Annotated in this window: 16 protein-coding genes; 5 read left to right on the top strand and 11 right to left on the bottom strand. The window is 66.0% G+C overall.

Annotation, left to right across the window (positions count from 1 at the left end):
* The first annotated feature begins 217 nt into the window (after window positions 1-217).
* Window positions 218-394: a hypothetical protein gene (locus QFZ54_RS08000; RefSeq protein WP_307086094.1), complete on the top strand. Its 177-nt coding sequence runs from the start codon at window positions 218-220 to the stop codon at window positions 392-394.
* 22 nt (window positions 395-416) lie between these two features.
* Here QFZ54_RS08000 and QFZ54_RS07995 read toward each other — a convergent pair whose 3' ends face one another.
* From QFZ54_RS07995 to QFZ54_RS07980, 4 genes are all read right to left on the bottom strand, one after another.
* Window positions 417-1,139: an EF-hand domain-containing protein gene (locus tag QFZ54_RS07995; RefSeq protein WP_307086092.1), complete on the bottom strand. Its 723-nt coding sequence runs from the start codon at window positions 1,137-1,139 to the stop codon at window positions 417-419.
* Window positions 1,140-1,214: 75 nt separating this feature from the next.
* The gene (locus tag QFZ54_RS07990; protein WP_307086090.1) at window positions 1,215-2,594 is read right to left on the bottom strand and encodes a sensor histidine kinase; all 1,380 of its coding nucleotides are present in this window, start codon (window positions 2,592-2,594) and stop codon (window positions 1,215-1,217) included.
* Window positions 2,594-3,316 (bottom strand): response regulator, encoded by a 723-nt coding sequence (locus QFZ54_RS07985; protein ID WP_307086088.1) that lies wholly within the window; start codon window positions 3,314-3,316, stop codon window positions 2,594-2,596. The genes QFZ54_RS07990 and QFZ54_RS07985 overlap by 1 nt, the downstream gene beginning before the upstream one ends.
* Window positions 3,317-3,374: 58 nt before the next feature.
* Window positions 3,375-4,283 (bottom strand): LysR family transcriptional regulator, encoded by a 909-nt coding sequence (locus QFZ54_RS07980; RefSeq protein ID WP_307086086.1) that lies wholly within the window; start codon window positions 4,281-4,283, stop codon window positions 3,375-3,377.
* A 95-nt stretch (window positions 4,284-4,378) separates the two neighbouring features.
* Here QFZ54_RS07980 and QFZ54_RS07975 point away from each other — a divergent pair, with 95 nt between their 5' ends.
* Both QFZ54_RS07975 and QFZ54_RS07970 read left to right on the top strand, forming a co-directional pair.
* Complete coding sequence (locus tag QFZ54_RS07975; RefSeq protein ID WP_307086085.1) at window positions 4,379-5,260, top strand: aldo/keto reductase family oxidoreductase; 882 nt, start codon at window positions 4,379-4,381, stop codon at window positions 5,258-5,260.
* Window positions 5,261-5,299: 39 nt separating this feature from the next.
* The gene (locus QFZ54_RS07970) at window positions 5,300-5,557 is read left to right on the top strand and encodes a hypothetical protein (protein WP_307086083.1); all 258 of its coding nucleotides are present in this window, start codon (window positions 5,300-5,302) and stop codon (window positions 5,555-5,557) included.
* Between the two features lie 13 nt (window positions 5,558-5,570).
* Here QFZ54_RS07970 and QFZ54_RS07965 read toward each other — a convergent pair whose 3' ends face one another.
* The 3 genes from QFZ54_RS07965 to cysD are packed head-to-tail and all read right to left on the bottom strand — an operon-like array spanning window position 5,571 to window position 9,159.
* Window positions 5,571-6,320, bottom strand: coding sequence for a 3'(2'),5'-bisphosphate nucleotidase CysQ (locus tag QFZ54_RS07965; RefSeq protein WP_307086081.1), 750 nt, complete (start codon window positions 6,318-6,320; stop codon window positions 5,571-5,573).
* Window positions 6,317-8,254, bottom strand: a complete 1,938-nt coding sequence (cysN, locus tag QFZ54_RS07960; RefSeq protein WP_307086079.1) for a sulfate adenylyltransferase subunit CysN — start codon at window positions 8,252-8,254, stop codon at window positions 6,317-6,319. Before cysN ends, QFZ54_RS07965 begins: the two co-directional genes overlap by 4 nt.
* A complete protein-coding gene (gene cysD, locus QFZ54_RS07955) occupies window positions 8,254-9,159 on the bottom strand; it encodes a sulfate adenylyltransferase subunit CysD (protein ID WP_307086077.1) in 906 nt (301 codons plus the stop codon). The genes cysN and cysD overlap by 1 nt, the downstream gene beginning before the upstream one ends.
* A 230-nt stretch (window positions 9,160-9,389) precedes the next feature.
* Here cysD and QFZ54_RS07950 point away from each other — a divergent pair, with 230 nt between their 5' ends.
* The gene (locus QFZ54_RS07950; protein ID WP_307086075.1) at window positions 9,390-10,253 is read left to right on the top strand and encodes an HpcH/HpaI aldolase/citrate lyase family protein; all 864 of its coding nucleotides are present in this window, start codon (window positions 9,390-9,392) and stop codon (window positions 10,251-10,253) included.
* A gap of 10 nt (window positions 10,254-10,263) precedes the next feature.
* Here QFZ54_RS07950 and QFZ54_RS07945 read toward each other — a convergent pair whose 3' ends face one another.
* The 4 genes from QFZ54_RS07945 to QFZ54_RS07930 form a co-directional block, all read right to left on the bottom strand.
* Window positions 10,264-11,322 carry a CaiB/BaiF CoA transferase family protein gene (locus QFZ54_RS07945; protein ID WP_307086073.1) on the bottom strand — a complete coding sequence of 353 codons (1,059 nt, stop codon included), beginning with the start codon at window positions 11,320-11,322 and terminating at the stop codon, window positions 10,264-10,266.
* A 108-nt stretch (window positions 11,323-11,430) separates the two neighbouring features.
* Window positions 11,431-12,696, bottom strand: coding sequence for an NAD(P)/FAD-dependent oxidoreductase (locus tag QFZ54_RS07940; protein ID WP_307086071.1), 1,266 nt, complete (start codon window positions 12,694-12,696; stop codon window positions 11,431-11,433).
* Window positions 12,697-12,811: 115 nt separating this feature from the next.
* Window positions 12,812-13,276: a hypothetical protein gene (locus QFZ54_RS07935; RefSeq protein WP_307086069.1), complete on the bottom strand. Its 465-nt coding sequence runs from the start codon at window positions 13,274-13,276 to the stop codon at window positions 12,812-12,814.
* A gap of 79 nt (window positions 13,277-13,355) precedes the next feature.
* A complete protein-coding gene (locus tag QFZ54_RS07930; protein ID WP_307086066.1) occupies window positions 13,356-14,528 on the bottom strand; it encodes a zinc-dependent alcohol dehydrogenase in 1,173 nt (390 codons plus the stop codon).
* Window positions 14,529-14,936: 408 nt separating this feature from the next.
* On the opposite strand from QFZ54_RS07930, the gene QFZ54_RS07925 reads away from it, so the two are divergent.
* A complete protein-coding gene (locus QFZ54_RS07925; protein WP_307086063.1) occupies window positions 14,937-15,602 on the top strand; it encodes an HAD family hydrolase in 666 nt (221 codons plus the stop codon).
* The last annotated feature ends 4 nt before the right edge of the window (window positions 15,603-15,606 follow it).

Below are 15,606 nucleotides of genomic sequence, written 5' to 3'. Positions count from 1 at the left end.
CGGCTCCAAGTGACGCGGTGCCGCCGCTCCGGGACGGACGCGCGGCACTGCGATGGTTGCCGGGCACTGAACGCTGAAACCAGCGCGTTGGCTACATGAAATCACCGTCACGCGGCTGCCGGGTTACCGTTGCAACGCTGCCGAAACACCGCGGAAAACTTCGCCTGCCAAAGCCACCACCTCGATCATTCGACGACCAGCGCACGAGGGAAGCGGCATGCAGGCTCGACCATCACGACCCGGCGGCTGTGCGATCGGCCGCCATCTCCCGCGATCGCGGCATCGCGACGTCGAGGACGAGCCGATCCAGCGCTCCGCCTGCCGGTGCTGCGGCGCGGCGATCGTCAAGTCCGCGGTCAGTCGCCGCTGGATCGTGTCGGGCATGCTCGGCTGATCCGGTCGTCGCGACCGTAGCTTCAGGGTTCGTCGCGTTCCCGTGGCGGAGCGGCCGGTTCGTCCGAGCCGTTCCGCCACGTCTCGCCGCCCGCGCGTGGCAGTTCACCGCGGGTCAGCGCGCCGTCACGGTTCCGGTCGAGCGCGGCGAAGCGCGTTGCCGCCGCCTTTGAGAACTCGCCTGCGTCGATACCGCGGTTAAGGTTTGCGTCGGCCGAGATCACCGGCTCGGGCAGATCGAAGAAGCCGAAGCGCCCAGCGCCGATGCGTTCGTGAACGATGGCCGCGCTCTTCTTGGCGTCGCCGTTGCCGAACTGCATGCCCTGACCGCCGGAGCCGCCGCCGGGGCCACCGCCGCGTCCGCCACGACCTCGCTCGCCACCGCCGGACTTAGGTCCACGGCCGCCGGACGCCACGCGGATTTCGGGAACCAGGACGTTCTCGTAATAGGCGATGTCCTCGGGATCGATCTCGCCGTCCTTGCCGCGATCGAGCACCGCGAAGAAGCGCGCCGCGTCATGCTGGAATTCAGCCAGCGTCATGCGCCCGTCGCCATCGGTATCGGCGCCCGCGAACCACAGGTCCCGCGCCGCGCCCGGCTTAAGCGACGCGCGAAACGGTTCGCCCATCGGGCTGATGAACAACTGCCCCCGGCCATGTGCGGGACCATGTCCGTCATGTGGTCGCGGGGTCTGTGCAGAACATCCCGCCAGCGCGGCGACGATGCCGATATAAAGTATACGCATGCAATCTCCCGAAATGCGGTAATTTACGTCTGGCACGGCGTTCGTTGCCGCGATGTTTCGCCTGTCCGCGAGCGCTCAGATCGGCAATGTCACGCGCGCGAGCAGCCCAACGCCTGGCCGGTTCTCGATCGTCGCGTCGCCGCCGTGCGCGCGCGCCACTGCCCGGACGCTGGCCAGGCCAAGCCCGCTGCCCCCGGTATCGCGGTTGCGCGATTGCTCGGCGCGGAAAAACGGTTCGAACGCGCGCGCCAAATCCGCCGGTGCCATGCCCGGCCCCGAATCGGACACCTCGACGATCGCGACCCCATTTTCGCGGCGCACCTCGACTTCGGCATGGCCCGCATATTTTACCGCATTGCCGACCAGATTGGCGAGCAGCGCCTTCAACGACGGCGCATCGCCCTCCAGCGCGAGCGGTTCGCCCGGATGCAACGCCACCGCATCGCCGCGATCGGCAAAGTCGTCCGCGACGCTCTCGGCCAACGACCGCAGATCGAGCCTTTGCCGGCGGACGTGCCGGGTCATGTCGCGGACGAACGCCATCGCCGACCCGATCCGCTGGCTCATCTCCTGGATGTCGCCCTCGCTCGCCGCGCGGATATCCTCGGGCGCCTTTTCCAGCCGCAGGGACAACCGCATCAACGGCGTCCGCAGGTCGTGCGCCACCGCTGCGATCAGCGTGGTCCGATCTTCGACATAGCGGTTCAGCCGCTCCTGCATCAGGTTGAACGCGGTCGCCGCCTCGGCGATCTCGGGAGGGCCGACGATCGGCAGCGGTTCGGCGCGCGGATCGCGGCCGAGACGCTCGGCAGCGGCGGCGAACAGCCCGATCGGCCTGACGACACGGCGCGCCATCACCCACGCCACCGCCGCGGCAACCACCATCGCGACGAGGAACCACAGCACGATCCGCATCCGCCAGGGACCGATCGTGGTGTGCGTCGGCCGGATCACGCGCCACCGGCCGTTCGGCATCTCGATCGACACGACGAACGGGCCGAACAGCGCGTTGTCGAACGATTGCGGCACATGGCCCGAACGGCCCATCCCCAGCGGCAGCGGCGGCCGAAGCGGGCCTGCGAACAGCGGCATCGCCGACCGCTCGGTCTCGACGGTCACCTTGGTTCGCGGCAGTCCGAGATCGGCGGCGATCGATTCGGCGAGACGGCCGTCGCGCGGATTGTCGGTCGGCTGGGGCGGGCCCGTCGCTATTTCGACCTTCAGCTGCCCGGCCGGATCGCGTCCCGTACGCGCGACCGCCGCGACGCGGTTGGCGGTGAAGATCTGCGGCCGGGGCGGGGGCATCAGCAACACGATCGCGAAGTTCAGGATCTGGACGAGCAGCACGGTCGTCAGCCCCAACACGAAGATGCGCAGGAACATCGGCCATGACCGCTGCGGGCTGCGCCGCATCGGCAGGCCGATCTTGCCGGCTGTGCCCTTCTCGTCGCGCATCACAGGCGCACCACGCGGGGAACGAAGAAATAGCCTTCGTTACGGATCGTCCGGATAATCTCGTCGTCGCGCGAGCGCAGCTTGCGGCGCAACCGGCTGACCTGAACGTCGATCGCGCGGTCGAACGCGTCGGTGTCCGGGCCCCGCGCTGCCTCCAGCAGTGCATCGCGCGCCAGCACCCGCCGTGGTCGCTCGACGAACGCGCGCAACACCGCGAACTCGCCATCGGTCAGGTCGATCAGCGTACCGTCGGGATCGAACAGTTCGTGCGCCGCGAAGTCGACTCGCCAGCCGAGGAACCCGAAGGCGCGGCTGTCGCCCGCATCCTGCATCTCGCGCGCCCGCAGCGCCGCACGCACCGTCGCCAGGATCTCGCGCGGGCTGCACGGCTTGGAAAGATAATGGCTCGCACCGATCTCCAGCCCCAGGATCCGATCGGGCTCATCGCCCAGCGCGCTCAGCATCACCACCGGCGGCGCACCCGTCCGCGCCAGCCGGCGACACACCGACAGGCCGTCTTCGCCCGGCATCATCACGTCGAGCAGGATCAGCGACACCGCGCACCGCGCGAGCACGCCGTCCATCTCCTGCGCATTGGTCGCGGTCTCGACCTGATAGCCGTGCATGCCGAGACTCTCGGCCAGCAGCGTGCGGATCATGTGGTCATCGTCAACCACCAGCAGCACGGGTTTCGCAGGGTCGGGCACGGGACGTGGTATCATTCGCCGGTCCTGCCGCACGAGTGTGTTCGACATATTTCTGCGGACGACCGGAAGCGGGTCATGTCTCCACGCGCCGGGCTGCCACAAAGTCGATGAACGCGCGCAGCGGTGCCGGGAGGTATCGCCGTCCCGAGTAATAGAGGAACGGACCGGAGAAGCGCTGCCACCACGGCTCCAGCACCGGCACCAGTGCACCGCTGTCGAGATGCGGCTGCAGCCAGTCCTCGAACAGGTGAATGATTCCGGTCCCCGCCAGCGCCGCATCGACCGCGAGATCGGTGGCCGCGCCGATCCGGACGATCAGCGGTCCGCTCGTCGCGACCTTGACGATCTCGCCGCCGCGTTCGAACTCCCAATCGTCCATCGCACCGCTCGCGAACTGGCCCCGGATGCACGCGTGATCGAGTAGGTCACGGGGATGTACGGGCGTACCGCGACGCGCGAGATAGTCGGGTGACGCCGCCGTCGCGAACCGTTGCTCGCGCGGACCGATCGGTATCGCGATCATGTCCATTTCGAGCCGCTCGTCATAGCGGATGCCGGCGTCGCACCCTGCGGCGAGCATGTCGACGAAGCTGTCCTCCGCGATCACTTCCAGCCGGATATCTGGATAGGCGGCAAGGAACGCCGGCACGATCGCGGGCAGGACCAGCCGCGCGGCACTCACCGGCACGTTCAGCCGCAACGGGCCCGCCGGCAGGTCGCGATAGCCGTTGACGACGTCCAGCGCCGCGTCGACTTCGGCAAGCGCTGGTCCCAGCCGATCGAGCAGGCGCGCACCGGCTTCGGTCGGCGCCACGCTCCGCGTCGTCCGGTTGAGCAACCGCACGCCGAGCTTCGCCTCCAGCCGCCGCACCGCCTCGCTCAGTCCCGACGCACTGCCACCGCTGATCCGCGCGCCGTCACGAAATCCGCCGGCACGCGCGACCGTCACGAACGCGGAGAGATCGCCTGCATCCACTGCCATTGTGCGTGCTCCCGTACAGCCCGTGCCGATACTGCCGCGTTATCGTAACAGCCGACGCGGTCCATATGAAGGTCACACTTCGAAAGGACCGGATCATGACCACGCACGGCATCGCCACCACCGCCCCGCTTGCAGGCCGCACCGTCAACCGTCTCGGCTACGGTGCGATGCAACTCGCCGGGCCCGGCGTGTTCGGGCCGCCCAAGGATCACGACGCGGCACTCGCGGTGCTGCGCGCGGCGGTCGAGGCAGGCGTGAACCATATCGACACGAGCGACTTCTACGGCCCGCACGTCACCAACCGCCTGATCCGCGAGGCGCTGCATCCGTATTCCGACGACCTTGTGATCGTCACGAAGATCGGAGCGCGGCGGGGACCCGATGGCTCATGGCAGCCCGCTTTCTCGGCTGCGGACCTGACCAGCGCGGTCCACGACAATCTGCGCAACCTCGGGCTGGAGACGCTCGACATCGTCAATTTGCGCGCGATGTTCGACACGCATGGACCTGCCGAGGGCTCGATCGCCGAGCCCCTCGCAACGCTAGTCGATCTCCAGCGCCAGGGTCTGGTCCGCCATATCGGGCTCAGCAACGTCACGCCGACACAAGTCGCGGAAGGGCGCGCGATGACGACCATCGCCTGCGTGCAGAACCAGTATAATCTCGCGCACCGCGACGACGACGCGCTGGTCGACGACCTCGCAGAGGCGGGGATCGCGTACGTCCCGTTCTTCCCGCTCGGCGGGTTCTCGCCGTTGCAGTCGACCGCGCTGTCCGACGTCGCGCGCGATCTGGACGCGACGCCGATGCAGGTCGCGCTCGCCTGGCTGTTGCAGCGTTCGCCGAACATCTTGCTGATCCCCGGCACGTCGTCGCTCGGTCATCTGCGCGAGAACCTTGCGGCGGGGGACATCGTGCTGCCTGCCGACGCGATCGCCACGCTCGATCGGATCGGGAAGGATGCCGCCAGCGACTAAACATTTCCGCCGAACGCGCGGGCGGCTAACGGCAGCGTCATGGCCAAGAAACGCTACCTCACCGCGATGCTGCCCGACGGCTATGTGAAGACGATCGGCCCGACCGCGACGCCGTTCACGCATTACTGGCGGATCGTCGCGGTGCTGGCCAACGGCAAGACCGAGATATTCTGGGGCCACACCAAGTCGCTTGCCGAGGCAAAGAAGAAGCGCAACGCACTCGCCGAGGCGGCGGCGCAACGCGGCTGGCAGCGCTACGACTTCGAGTTCGTCGAGCTTGTGGCGTCCGACGGCTGATACCGTCCGCCGTTCAGGCGGGCGGCAACGCCTTTACCAGCTCGAGCACCTGCGCGGCGAGTTCCATCCGACAGATCAGCAGGTCGGGCAGATACGGATCGGCGCAATTATAGACGAGCGGCGATCCGTCGACGCGGCTGACGTGCAGCCCGGCCGCCTGCGCGACCGCGATCGGCGCGCAATTGTCCCACTCATATTGCCCGCCGGTGTGCAGGTAGATGTCGGCCTGGCCGCGCACCACCGCCATCGCCTTCGCGCCTGCCGAGCCCATCGGGACGAGCGTCGCCCCCATCGTCTCGGCCACCGCGACCGCTTCCCGCGCGGGCCGCGTCCGGCTGACGAGCATCCGCAACGGATCGCCTGCGGGCTCAAGCGGCTTCGGAGAACCCGAGGTCAGCGTCAGCCCGAGCGCCGGTAGCGCGACCGCACCGACTGTCGCCACGCCGTCGATCGCTAGCGCGACGTGCACCGCCCAGTCGGTCCGCCCCTCGCCATATTCGCGCGTGCCGTCGAGCGGATCGACGATCCACGCGCGCCGCACCGAACACCGCTCGCCATTGTCCTTCTCTTCCTCGGACAGGATCGCGTCGTCGGGCCGCGCCGCACGCAATTTGCGCATCAAGTAGGCGTTGGCCTGCTCGTCGCCCGCCTTGCCGAGGTCCTTGCCGGTCAGCCCGCTGCTTTTCTGCAACGCGAGTAAGATCTCGCCCGCCTCGGTTGCCAAGCGTTCGGCGAGGCGGACGTCGCTTTCTATGACCGTCACTTGAGCGGCATGATCTGGCGGACGATGAACGCGGCGGCTTCGACCGGTGTCATCTCGACCGTGTTGACGCGGATCTCCGCATCGAGCGGCGCCTCGTAAGGGCTGTCGATCCCGGTAAAATTCTTCAAATCCCCCGCTCGCGCCTTTTTGTAGAGACCCTTCACGTCGCGACCTTCCGCCACATCGAGTGGCGTGTCGACGAAGATCTCGATGAACTCGCCCGCCGGCAGCATCGACCGCACCATGTCCCGCTCGGCACGGAACGGCGAGATGAACGCGGTGAGGACGATCAGCCCCGCGTCCGCCATCAGTTTCGCCACCTCGCCGACACGCCGGATATTCTCGATCCGATCCGCCTCGGTAAAGCCCAGATCCTTGTTCAACCCGTGGCGGATATTGTCGCCGTCCAGCAGGAAGGTGTGCCGGTTCATCAGGTTGAGCTGTTTCTCGACCTCGTTGGCGATCGTCGACTTGCCCGCGCCCGACAGCCCGGTGAACCATAGCACCACCTGTTTCTGGTTCTTCAGACCGGCATGGGCCTCGCGGCTGATGTCTGTCGCCTGCCAATGGACGTTCTGCGAACGCCGCAGGCTGAAATGGACCATCCCCGCCGCGACCGTCGCGTTGGTGATCTTGTCGATCAGGATGTACCCGCCGAGCACCTTGTTCGGCGCCGCCCCCTCTTGCGCATAGGACTCGAAAACGATCGCGCGGTCGGTCAAGATCTCCGCGACGCCGATCGCGTTCAGCTCCAGCGTCTTGGTCGCAAGCCGCTCCATCGTGTTGACGTTGACCTGATATTTCGGCTCGCGAACGGTAGCGGATACCATTTGCGTGCCGAGCTTCAGCCAATAGGAGCGGCCGACGATCAGCGGCTCGTCGTCCATCCACACGATCGTCGTCTCGAACTGGTCGGCGGTCTCGGGCGGCGCATCGGCGGCAGCGATGACGTTGCCGCGCGAGCAATCGATCTCGTCGGCGAACGACAGCGTCACGGACTGCCCCGCGACCGCCTCGTCGAGGTCGCCGTCGAGCGTCGCGATTCGGCTGATCGTCGAAGTCTTGCCGCCGGGCAGCACGCGGATCGCGTCGCCGGGCTTGACCGTGCCAGCGGCGATCTGGCCCGAAAAGCCACGGAAATCGAGGTTGGGGCGGTTGACCCACTGCACGCTCATCCGGAACGGCTTGGCCTGGTCGTCGTCGACATCGACATCGACGGCTTCGAGATGCTCCATCAGCGTCGGCCCCGAATACCAGGGCATGGTGTCGGACGCGATCGAGATGTTGTCGCCCTTGAAGCCCGAGATCGGCATCGGCGTGAAGCTGGTGATGCCGATGCTCTTAGCGAACGTCGAATACTCCGCGACGATCTCGTCGTAACGCGCCTGATCATAGCCGATCAGGTCCATCTTGTTGACGGCGAGCACGAGGTTCCGGATGCCGATCAGGTGCGCCAGATAGCTGTGCCGCTTGGTCTGAGTCAGCACGCCCTTGCGCGCGTCGACCAGGATCACGGCGAGGTCTGCGGTCGATGCGCCGGTTACCATGTTGCGCGTATATTGTTCATGGCCCGGCGTATCCGCGACGATGAACTTGCGCTTTTCGGTTGAGAAGAAGCGGTAGGCGACGTCGATAGTGATGCCCTGTTCGCGCTCTGCGGCCAGCCCGTCGACGAGCAGCGCGAAGTCGATCTCCTGCCCTTGCGTGCCGACCCGCTTGCTGTCCGCTTCGAGCGCCGCAAGCTGATCCTCGAAGATCATCTTGGAATCGTAGAGCAGCCGGCCGATCAGCGTCGACTTGCCGTCGTCGACCGAGCCGCAGGTGATGAAGCGCAGCATCGTTTTGTTGCGATGCTGGTCGAGATACGCGTCGATATCTTCGGCGATCAGCGCCTCGGTCTGGTAGGCCGACTCCTGGGTTGCGATGTCGCTCATCAGAAATAGCCCTCCTGCTTCTTCTTCTCCATGCCCGCGCCGCCGGCATCCTTGTCGATCGCGCGACCCTGGCGCTCGCTGGTGGTGGTCAGCAGCGTCTCCTGGATGATCTCGGACAGAGTCGACGCCGTGCTCTCGACAGCACCCGTGAGAGGGTAACAGCCGAGCGTCCGGAAGCGGATCGAGCGATCGACAGGCACCTCGCCTGGCTGCAAGGGGAAGCGATCGTCGTCGACCATCAGCAGCATGCCGTCGCGCTCGACGGTCGGACGTACGCCCGCGAAATACAGCGGCACGATCGGCACGTCGTTGAGCTGGATATATTGCCAGACGTCGAGTTCGGTCCAGTTCGAGATCGGGAACACGCGGATGCTCTCGCCCTTCGATTTGCGTGCGTTGTAGAGGTTCCAAAGCTCCGGCCGCTGGTTCTTCGGATCCCAGCCATGCGTCGCGGTGCGGAACGAGATGATGCGTTCCTTCGCGCGCGATTTCTCCTCGTCGCGCCGCGCGCCACCGAACGCCGCGTCGAACCCATGCAGGTTTAGCGCCTGCTTCAGCCCTTCCGTCTTCCACATATCGGTGTGGAGCGCGCCGTGATCGAACGGGTTGATCCCACGCGCGATCGCTTCCGGGTTCTTGTAGACCAGCAACTCCATGCCGCTCTCGGCCGCCATCCGATCGCGCAAACGGTACATTTCCTGGAATTTCCAGGTCGTGTCGACGTGCAGCAGCGGGAAGGGCGGCGACGACGGGTAGAAAGCCTTGCGCGCGAGATGCAGCATCACGGCCGAATCCTTGCCGACCGAATACAGCATCACCGGCTTGTCGGCCTCGGCGACGACTTCGCGCATGATGTGGATCGCCTCTGCTTCGAGCCGTTCCAGATGGGTGAGTGTCTTCGCCATGATGTGTCTCCGCGGCGCCGTTTGCCCGGCATCGGGCGGTGTCGGCAATCAATGCATTCTTCGGCAGGGGAACGCTTCGCTATCTCATGCACTTGGCGATGGCGTCGCACCCTGCACGATTTCGCCGCGGACCATACGCCGGAGTTGCCCGCTCGCGATCGACGCCGTACGCCACGTGCCTGTTTCGATCCGTCTGGGACCATGACGCCATGTCCGTTGCATCGTTGAAAATGCGCTCCTGGTTGTTCGCGCCGGGCGACAGCGAGCGCAAGATGACCAAGGCGGTCGAGGGCAGCGCCGACATCGTCCTGTTCGATCTCGAAGACGCGGTGACGACGGAGAACAAGCCGCTCGCCCGCCAGACCGTCCACGACGTATTGACCGCCAACGTCGCGCACCGCGCGCGGATGTGGGTGCGGGTCAATCCGCTCGACGGACCGTACACGCTGACCGATCTCGCCGCGATCATGCCGGCGCGTCCGGGCGGGATCATGTTGCCCAAGGTCGCCGGGCGGCAGGACGTCGAGCGGCTCGACCATTATCTGTCTGCATTCGAGGCGGCGAACGGCATCGCGATCGGATCGACCCCGGTGATCGTGCTGATCACCGAAACCGCGGAGGCGATGTTCCACACCGGCGATTACAAGGGTGCCCCGCGGGTGGTCGCGCTGACTTGGGGCGCGGAGGATCTGGCGGACTCGATCGGCGCGAGTGCGAACTGCAATCCGGATGGAAGCTATCGCTTCACCTACGAACTCGCGCGGTCGATGTGCCTGCTGGGCGCCGCGGCTGCGGGGGTGACCGCGATCGAGACGATCCAGGGCGACTTCCGCGATCTCGATACGCTGAGGACGCGCGCCGAGCAGGTACGCCGTGACGGCTACCGTGGGATGCTCGCGATCCACCCGGCGCAGGTCGATGTGATCAACGCCGCCTTCACGCCGACCGAGGCGGAGATTGCCGAGGCGCAGGCGATCGTCGATCTGTTCGCGGCCAACCCCGGCGTCGGCACGATCGGCTACAAGGGCGGGATGCTCGACCGGCCGTATTTGTCGCGCGCGGAGCATCTGTTGCGGCAAGTCGGACGCGCGTGATCCAGGCGATCTAGCCGACGCCCCAGTCCGCCAGCAGCGCCGCGCCATCGGAGGTCGGTGCGATCCTTCCGGGCGTGCGGGACAGGCGCGGGGCAGGGGCCGCTTGCCAGATGCCGTCGACGACGACGCCGCGATCCGCCATGTGGCGATGCGTCGGCACTTCGTCGAGTTCCAGCACGGGCGCGAAGCAGGTGTCGGTCCCCTCCAACGCGTCGCACCAGTCGTCTCGCGATCTGGTCACGAACACCGCGGCGAAACGTCGCGCGGTTTCGGGCCAGCGCTCGAAGACCATCTGTTCCCCGGCGAGGTCCGCGGGAAGCCCCAGCCGATCGAGGAGTTCGGCATAGAATTTCGGCTCGATCGCGCCGACGGAAACATACCGTCCATCCGCGCAGGTGTAACAGCGGTAGAAAGGCGCCGCGCCGCCGAGCAGGTTGCGGTCGCGGTCCATCGACATCACCCCGGTCGGGACCATTCCGGCGAACAGCGCCATCATCGACGAAACCCCGTCGACGATCGCCGCATCGACGACTTGCCCCAGCCCCGATCGTGCGCGTTCGAGTAGGGCTGCGAGAATACCCGTGACGAGATACAGCGACCCACCACCGAAATCGCCGATCAGGTTGAGCGGTGGTGGCGGCGGCGTCCCCGGCGTGCCGATCGCCGCGAGCGCGCCGCTGAGCGCGATGTAATTGAGGTCGTGCCCCGCAACCTGCGCGAGCGGCCCGGTCTGTCCCCACCCGGTCATCCGCCCGTAGACGAGCCGAGGATTGTGTTCGAGCATCACGTCCGGACCGAGGCCGAGCCGCTCCATGACGCCCGGTCGCAGCCCCTCGATCACGACGTCGGCGCGGTCCGTGATCGCGAGCGAACGGTCGCGTCCCTCCGGCGTGCGAATGTCGAGCGCGAGCCGCGCGCGGCCACGGTCGAGCACCGGATTGCGAAAGCCGCCGCCGACCCGCTCGATCCGCAGCACCTCCGCACCGAGATCCGACAGCAGCATCGCGGCGTGCGGGCCGGGCCCGATGCTGGCGAACTCGACGACGCGGAGCCCGGCGAGCGCGGTCACGCGCCGATACTGCCGGATACGACAGCAGGCGTCTTGGTGAGCATCATTGCCATGCGATCCGATATCCGCGCTGTTCGACCGCAAGGTGCGACCGATGCCGAACCGGAGTCAAGAAAGCGGCACCATGTCCTTCAGCATGACGGCGGGATCGGCGAGGATGGCCCGGTCGATCACCGCGCCGGTCTCCACCAGCTTGCGACCCTGGACGTAATCCTTGACCGCACCCACGCAGTCGAGCGCTATGACGCGGCAGTCGCGCAGGTATACGACCGAGAATTTGCGCGTCGCCGGATCGCCGCGCAGGACCGCGTCGTCATAACCGATCGACAATCCGACGGTCTGCAGCTTCAGGTCGTACTGGTTCGACCAGAACCACGGCACCGCGTCATACACCGCTGGCTGGCCGACGATGTCCTTCGCCACGACGGTCGCCTGGTCGTTCGCGTTCTGCACCGATTCGACGCGCACCACCGCGCCGCCGGCAAACCGGTTGGCATGCGACGCGCAGTCGCCGATCGCATACACGTCCGGCAGGCCGGTCCGGCATGCGCCATCGACGGCGACGCCGTTGCCACCCGGCGCACCCGCGTCGATCAGGGGGGCGACTTCGGGAAGTATACCGATGCCAACGATGACCATGTCGGCGGCGATGACGGTGCCGTCCGCGAGCCGGACTCCGGTGACGCGGTCGTCGCCCAGGATACAGTCCACCGACTGACCGAGCCGCATGTCGACGCCGTGCGCGCGGTGCTCGGCCTCGAAGAACCGCGACAGGTCTTCGCCGGCGACCCGCGCGAGCACACGGTCGAGCGCTTCGAGCAAAATGACGGATTTGCCGAACTTGCGCAGCACCGCCGCGGCTTCGAGTCCGATATACCCGCCGCCGATGACGACCGCGGTCCCGACGTCGGGCAGTTCGGCGATCATCCGGTCGGCATCCGCGCGGTCGCGGACGGTGTGGACACCGGTGAGGTGATGACCCGCGCACGTCAGTCGCCGCGGCGTCCCGCCAGTCGCCCAGACCAGTCGACCATAACCGATCGTCGCACCGTCTGCGGCGGTCACTTCATGCGCGACCGTATCGACCGAAACGACGCGTGCTCCGAGCCGGAGACCGATCCGTTGCTCGTCCCAGAACGCCTCTTGCCGGATCAGGATTCGGCCGAATGCCTTTTCGCCCGACAGATACTCCTTCGACAGCGGCGGCCGTTCGTAGGGAAGTTCGCTTTCCTTGCCGACGATCAGCACCGATCCCTCGAAGCCTGCCTTGCGTAATGCGATCGCGCAGGCCGCACCGCCATGCCCGCCTCCAACGATGACGACCTCGGCAAAAGCGGGAGCTAGGTGTGACGTGTCGCCTATCGTGCTGGCCATTCGACATCCTCGTCCACGGAAGGCACCTGGCCAGATTGCCCGGCGCCTATCCGTGAGACGGCACTCCTATGGCTGATCCGCCGAGACCTCAATCCGCGAACCAGCTACCTGCCGGTCAACCCGCGCCTGGCTTCTTCTGCTCTTCCTCATAGTCGGCATCCGTTCCGACCTTCCCGGCAGCTTCGGCTTCGGCAACACCGGATGTCTCGACGACCTCGATCGTCTTGCCCTCCGCCGCGATCGCATGGGGTTTACGGTCGGCATCGGGGTCGGACGCGATCGTAGACGGTGCGTCGCCGCCCGATCCGGCCACGCCGTTAGCCGCGCTGCCACCGTCTTCGCCAGCCTGTCCGCCGCCGTGGTAGGCGATATCGGTCTGGCCGCCATGTGCCATGAAACCCGTGTTGGTCGGGGTCTTGCCAGCGTGGGGATTGGGATAGGCGCCACCGCCGCTTTCGCCGCCCTCGGACCGGCCGTGAACGTCACGGGTGGTGTCTCCCCGTGGCGAGTCCGAAACGCCGTCGGGTTGGCCCTTGGTTGCGGGATTGCCGGGAACGGGAGTTTGAACCTTGTCACTCATGGATATGTCCTTCTGAATGGGTCGGAACGCCGTACCGATCCGACCCGCTCGATAAGAACGGATCGGATCGCCATTAGTGTCACGGCCGCAGCACGACCTTGATGACCCCGTCCTGCTTGTCGCGGAACTTCTGGTACATTTCAGGCGCATCCTCGAGGCTGGCCGGGTGCGTCACGACGAAGCTCGGGTCGATATCGCCCGCTTCGATCCGCGCGAGCAGCGGCTTGGTATAGGCCTGGACGTGAGTCTGGCCGGTCTTGATCGTCAGTCCCTTGTTCATCATCGCGCCGATCGGGATCTTGTCGCCCATCCCGACATAGACGCCGGGGATCGACACCGTGCCGCCCATCCGGCAGCTCATGATCGCCTCGCGCAGCACGTGTACGCGGTCGGTGGCGAGGAAGGTCGCGGCCTTCACCTTGTCGATCACCGCATCGACTGCGCCATGACCGGATGCTTCGGCACCCACCGCATCGATGCAGCTATCCGGACCGCGACCCTTGGTGCGGAACTGGAGCTCGTCATAGACGCTGTCGACTTCGGCGAAGTTGATCGTCTCCGCACCGCCGGCCTCGGCCATTGCGAGGCGCTCGGGTACTTCGTCGATCGCGATCACGCGCCCTGCACCCAGCATCAGCGCCGAGCGGATCGCGAACTGGCCGACCGGACCGCAGCCCCAGATCGCCACGGTATCGCCCGCCTCGATGTTCGCGTTCTCGGCTGCCATATAGCCCGTTGGGAAGATGTCCGAGAGGAACAGCGCCTGGTCGTCGGTGACGTTGTCGGGCACCTTGATCGGACCGATATCGGCCATCGGCACGCGCAGATACTCGGCCTGGCCACCGCAATAGCCGCCCAGCATGTGGCTGAAGCCGAACAAACCGGCGGGCGAATGGCCCATCGCCTTGATCGCCATCTCAGCATTCGGGTTGGTCCGCTCGCATGCGGAGAACAGCCCCTTGCGGCAGAAGAAGCAATCGCCGCAGCTGATCGTGAACGGCACGACGACGCGGTCGCCGATCTTCAGATTGGTGACTTCGGAGCCGAGTGCGACGACCACGCCCATGTTCTCGTGACCCAGGATGTCGCCCGCCTGCATCGTCGGCTGGTAGCCGTCGAGCAGATGAAGATCGGATCCGCAGATCGCACAGGCCGAAACCTTGATGATCGCATCGCGGGGATGCTTGATCTCGGGATCCGCAACAGTATCGACCCGAACATCGCCTTTTCCATGCCAAACAAGTGCGCGCATCAGAACGTCTCCAATTCATAGTAACGGGTCGTAGAAATACGGTCGGCGCGACATGATTACGCCGGCCGATTAGAAACCAGGTCAGTCGTCATCGGTCTGCTCAAGTGACGCGAGGGTGGCACCGGGTAGCAAGCGACCCTGCGGATGCCGCCAAGTCTACGCTTCGAAGAGCATAGCGTTTGTGACCGCGTCATCGTTCCTGCGAAGCCGCATTAACGGGCATTTATATTTCATGTTGATCGGCATCAGTATTGGCGAGATTGTACCAGGATAACAAAGAAGATTGGGGCCAATTTCCCCGGCGAACCGTTTCAGCCGTGTCGCATTTCGCCGACGCGCCGGAGAAACCGGACCGTGATCGGTTCCGGGGCCTGGCGATCGGGCGCACATTCATTCCAGGATTTTACTATGCAGATCAAAGCGATATTCTTCGACATCGACGGCACGCTGGTCGACACCAACGACATGCACGTTCTCGCCTGGGAGGAGGCGTTCGCTGGTATCGATGCGTCGTTCGATCGCCAGGTGATCCACGATCAGATCGGCAAGGGGACCGACATGCTCGTGCCCACGCTCTTGCCGGATGCGGACGAAGACCAGCAGGAGGCGCTCGGCGAGGCGCATGGCGCGGTCTTCAAGGCGAAGTATCTGGAGACCGCCAAGCCGTTCGCACGCGCGCACGACCTGCTGGCGCACGCGCACGGTCTCGGCCAAAGCGTGGTGCTGGCATCGTCGGCGTCGGGGCCGGAACTCGACCACTATATCGACCTGCTCGATGCACGCGACCTGATTGCCGCGACGACGAGCAGCGACGATGTCGAGAAGACCAAGCCTGCCCCCGACATCTTCGCGACCGCCCTTAAGAAGCTGCCGGGAGTCGATCCGAGCGAAGTGATCGTCGTTGGCGACACGCCCTATGATATCGAGGCAGCCGCGAAGTGCGGTGTCGCTGCGGTCGCCGTACGGTCGGGCAAGTTTGACGACGAGCAACTCGAGGCTGCGGGTGCGGTCGCGATCTATGACGACGTGGCGGCCTTGCTCGCCGGTTACGCAACCTCGCCGCTGGGACGCTGATCGA

This window comes from Sphingomonas faeni, assembly GCF_030817315.1.
In the GTDB taxonomy this organism is placed as follows: domain Bacteria; phylum Pseudomonadota; class Alphaproteobacteria; order Sphingomonadales; family Sphingomonadaceae; genus Sphingomonas; species Sphingomonas faeni_C.
Note: the sequence above shows the minus strand (reverse complement) of the source record. Positions and strands in the feature narration are given on the sequence as shown.

Bases quoted from the DNA above. Each gene is read 5' to 3' on its own strand.
- QFZ54_RS08000 (WP_307086094.1), top strand. From the start codon at position 218: ATGCAGGCTCGACCATCACGACCCGGCGGCTGTGCGATCGGCCGCCAT.
- QFZ54_RS07995 (WP_307086092.1), bottom strand. From the start codon at position 1,139: ATGCGTATACTTTATATCGGCATCGTCGCCGCGCTGGCGGGATGTTCT.
- QFZ54_RS07990 (WP_307086090.1), bottom strand. From the start codon at position 2,594: ATGCGCGACGAGAAGGGCACAGCCGGCAAGATCGGCCTGCCGATGCGG.
- QFZ54_RS07985 (WP_307086088.1), bottom strand. From the start codon at position 3,316: ATGATACCACGTCCCGTGCCCGACCCTGCGAAACCCGTGCTGCTGGTG.
- QFZ54_RS07980 (WP_307086086.1), bottom strand. From the start codon at position 4,283: ATGGCAGTGGATGCAGGCGATCTCTCCGCGTTCGTGACGGTCGCGCGT.
- QFZ54_RS07975 (WP_307086085.1), top strand. From the start codon at position 4,379: ATGACCACGCACGGCATCGCCACCACCGCCCCGCTTGCAGGCCGCACC.
- QFZ54_RS07970 (WP_307086083.1), top strand. From the start codon at position 5,300: ATGGCCAAGAAACGCTACCTCACCGCGATGCTGCCCGACGGCTATGTG.
- cysN (WP_307086079.1), bottom strand. From the start codon at position 8,254: ATGAGCGACATCGCAACCCAGGAGTCGGCCTACCAGACCGAGGCGCTG.
- cysD (WP_307086077.1), bottom strand. From the start codon at position 9,159: ATGGCGAAGACACTCACCCATCTGGAACGGCTCGAAGCAGAGGCGATC.
- QFZ54_RS07950 (WP_307086075.1), top strand. From the start codon at position 9,390: ATGCGCTCCTGGTTGTTCGCGCCGGGCGACAGCGAGCGCAAGATGACC.
- QFZ54_RS07940 (WP_307086071.1), bottom strand. From the start codon at position 12,696: ATGGCCAGCACGATAGGCGACACGTCACACCTAGCTCCCGCTTTTGCC.
- QFZ54_RS07935 (WP_307086069.1), bottom strand. From the start codon at position 13,276: ATGAGTGACAAGGTTCAAACTCCCGTTCCCGGCAATCCCGCAACCAAG.
- QFZ54_RS07930 (WP_307086066.1), bottom strand. From the start codon at position 14,528: ATGCGCGCACTTGTTTGGCATGGAAAAGGCGATGTTCGGGTCGATACT.
- QFZ54_RS07925 (WP_307086063.1), top strand. From the start codon at position 14,937: ATGCAGATCAAAGCGATATTCTTCGACATCGACGGCACGCTGGTCGAC.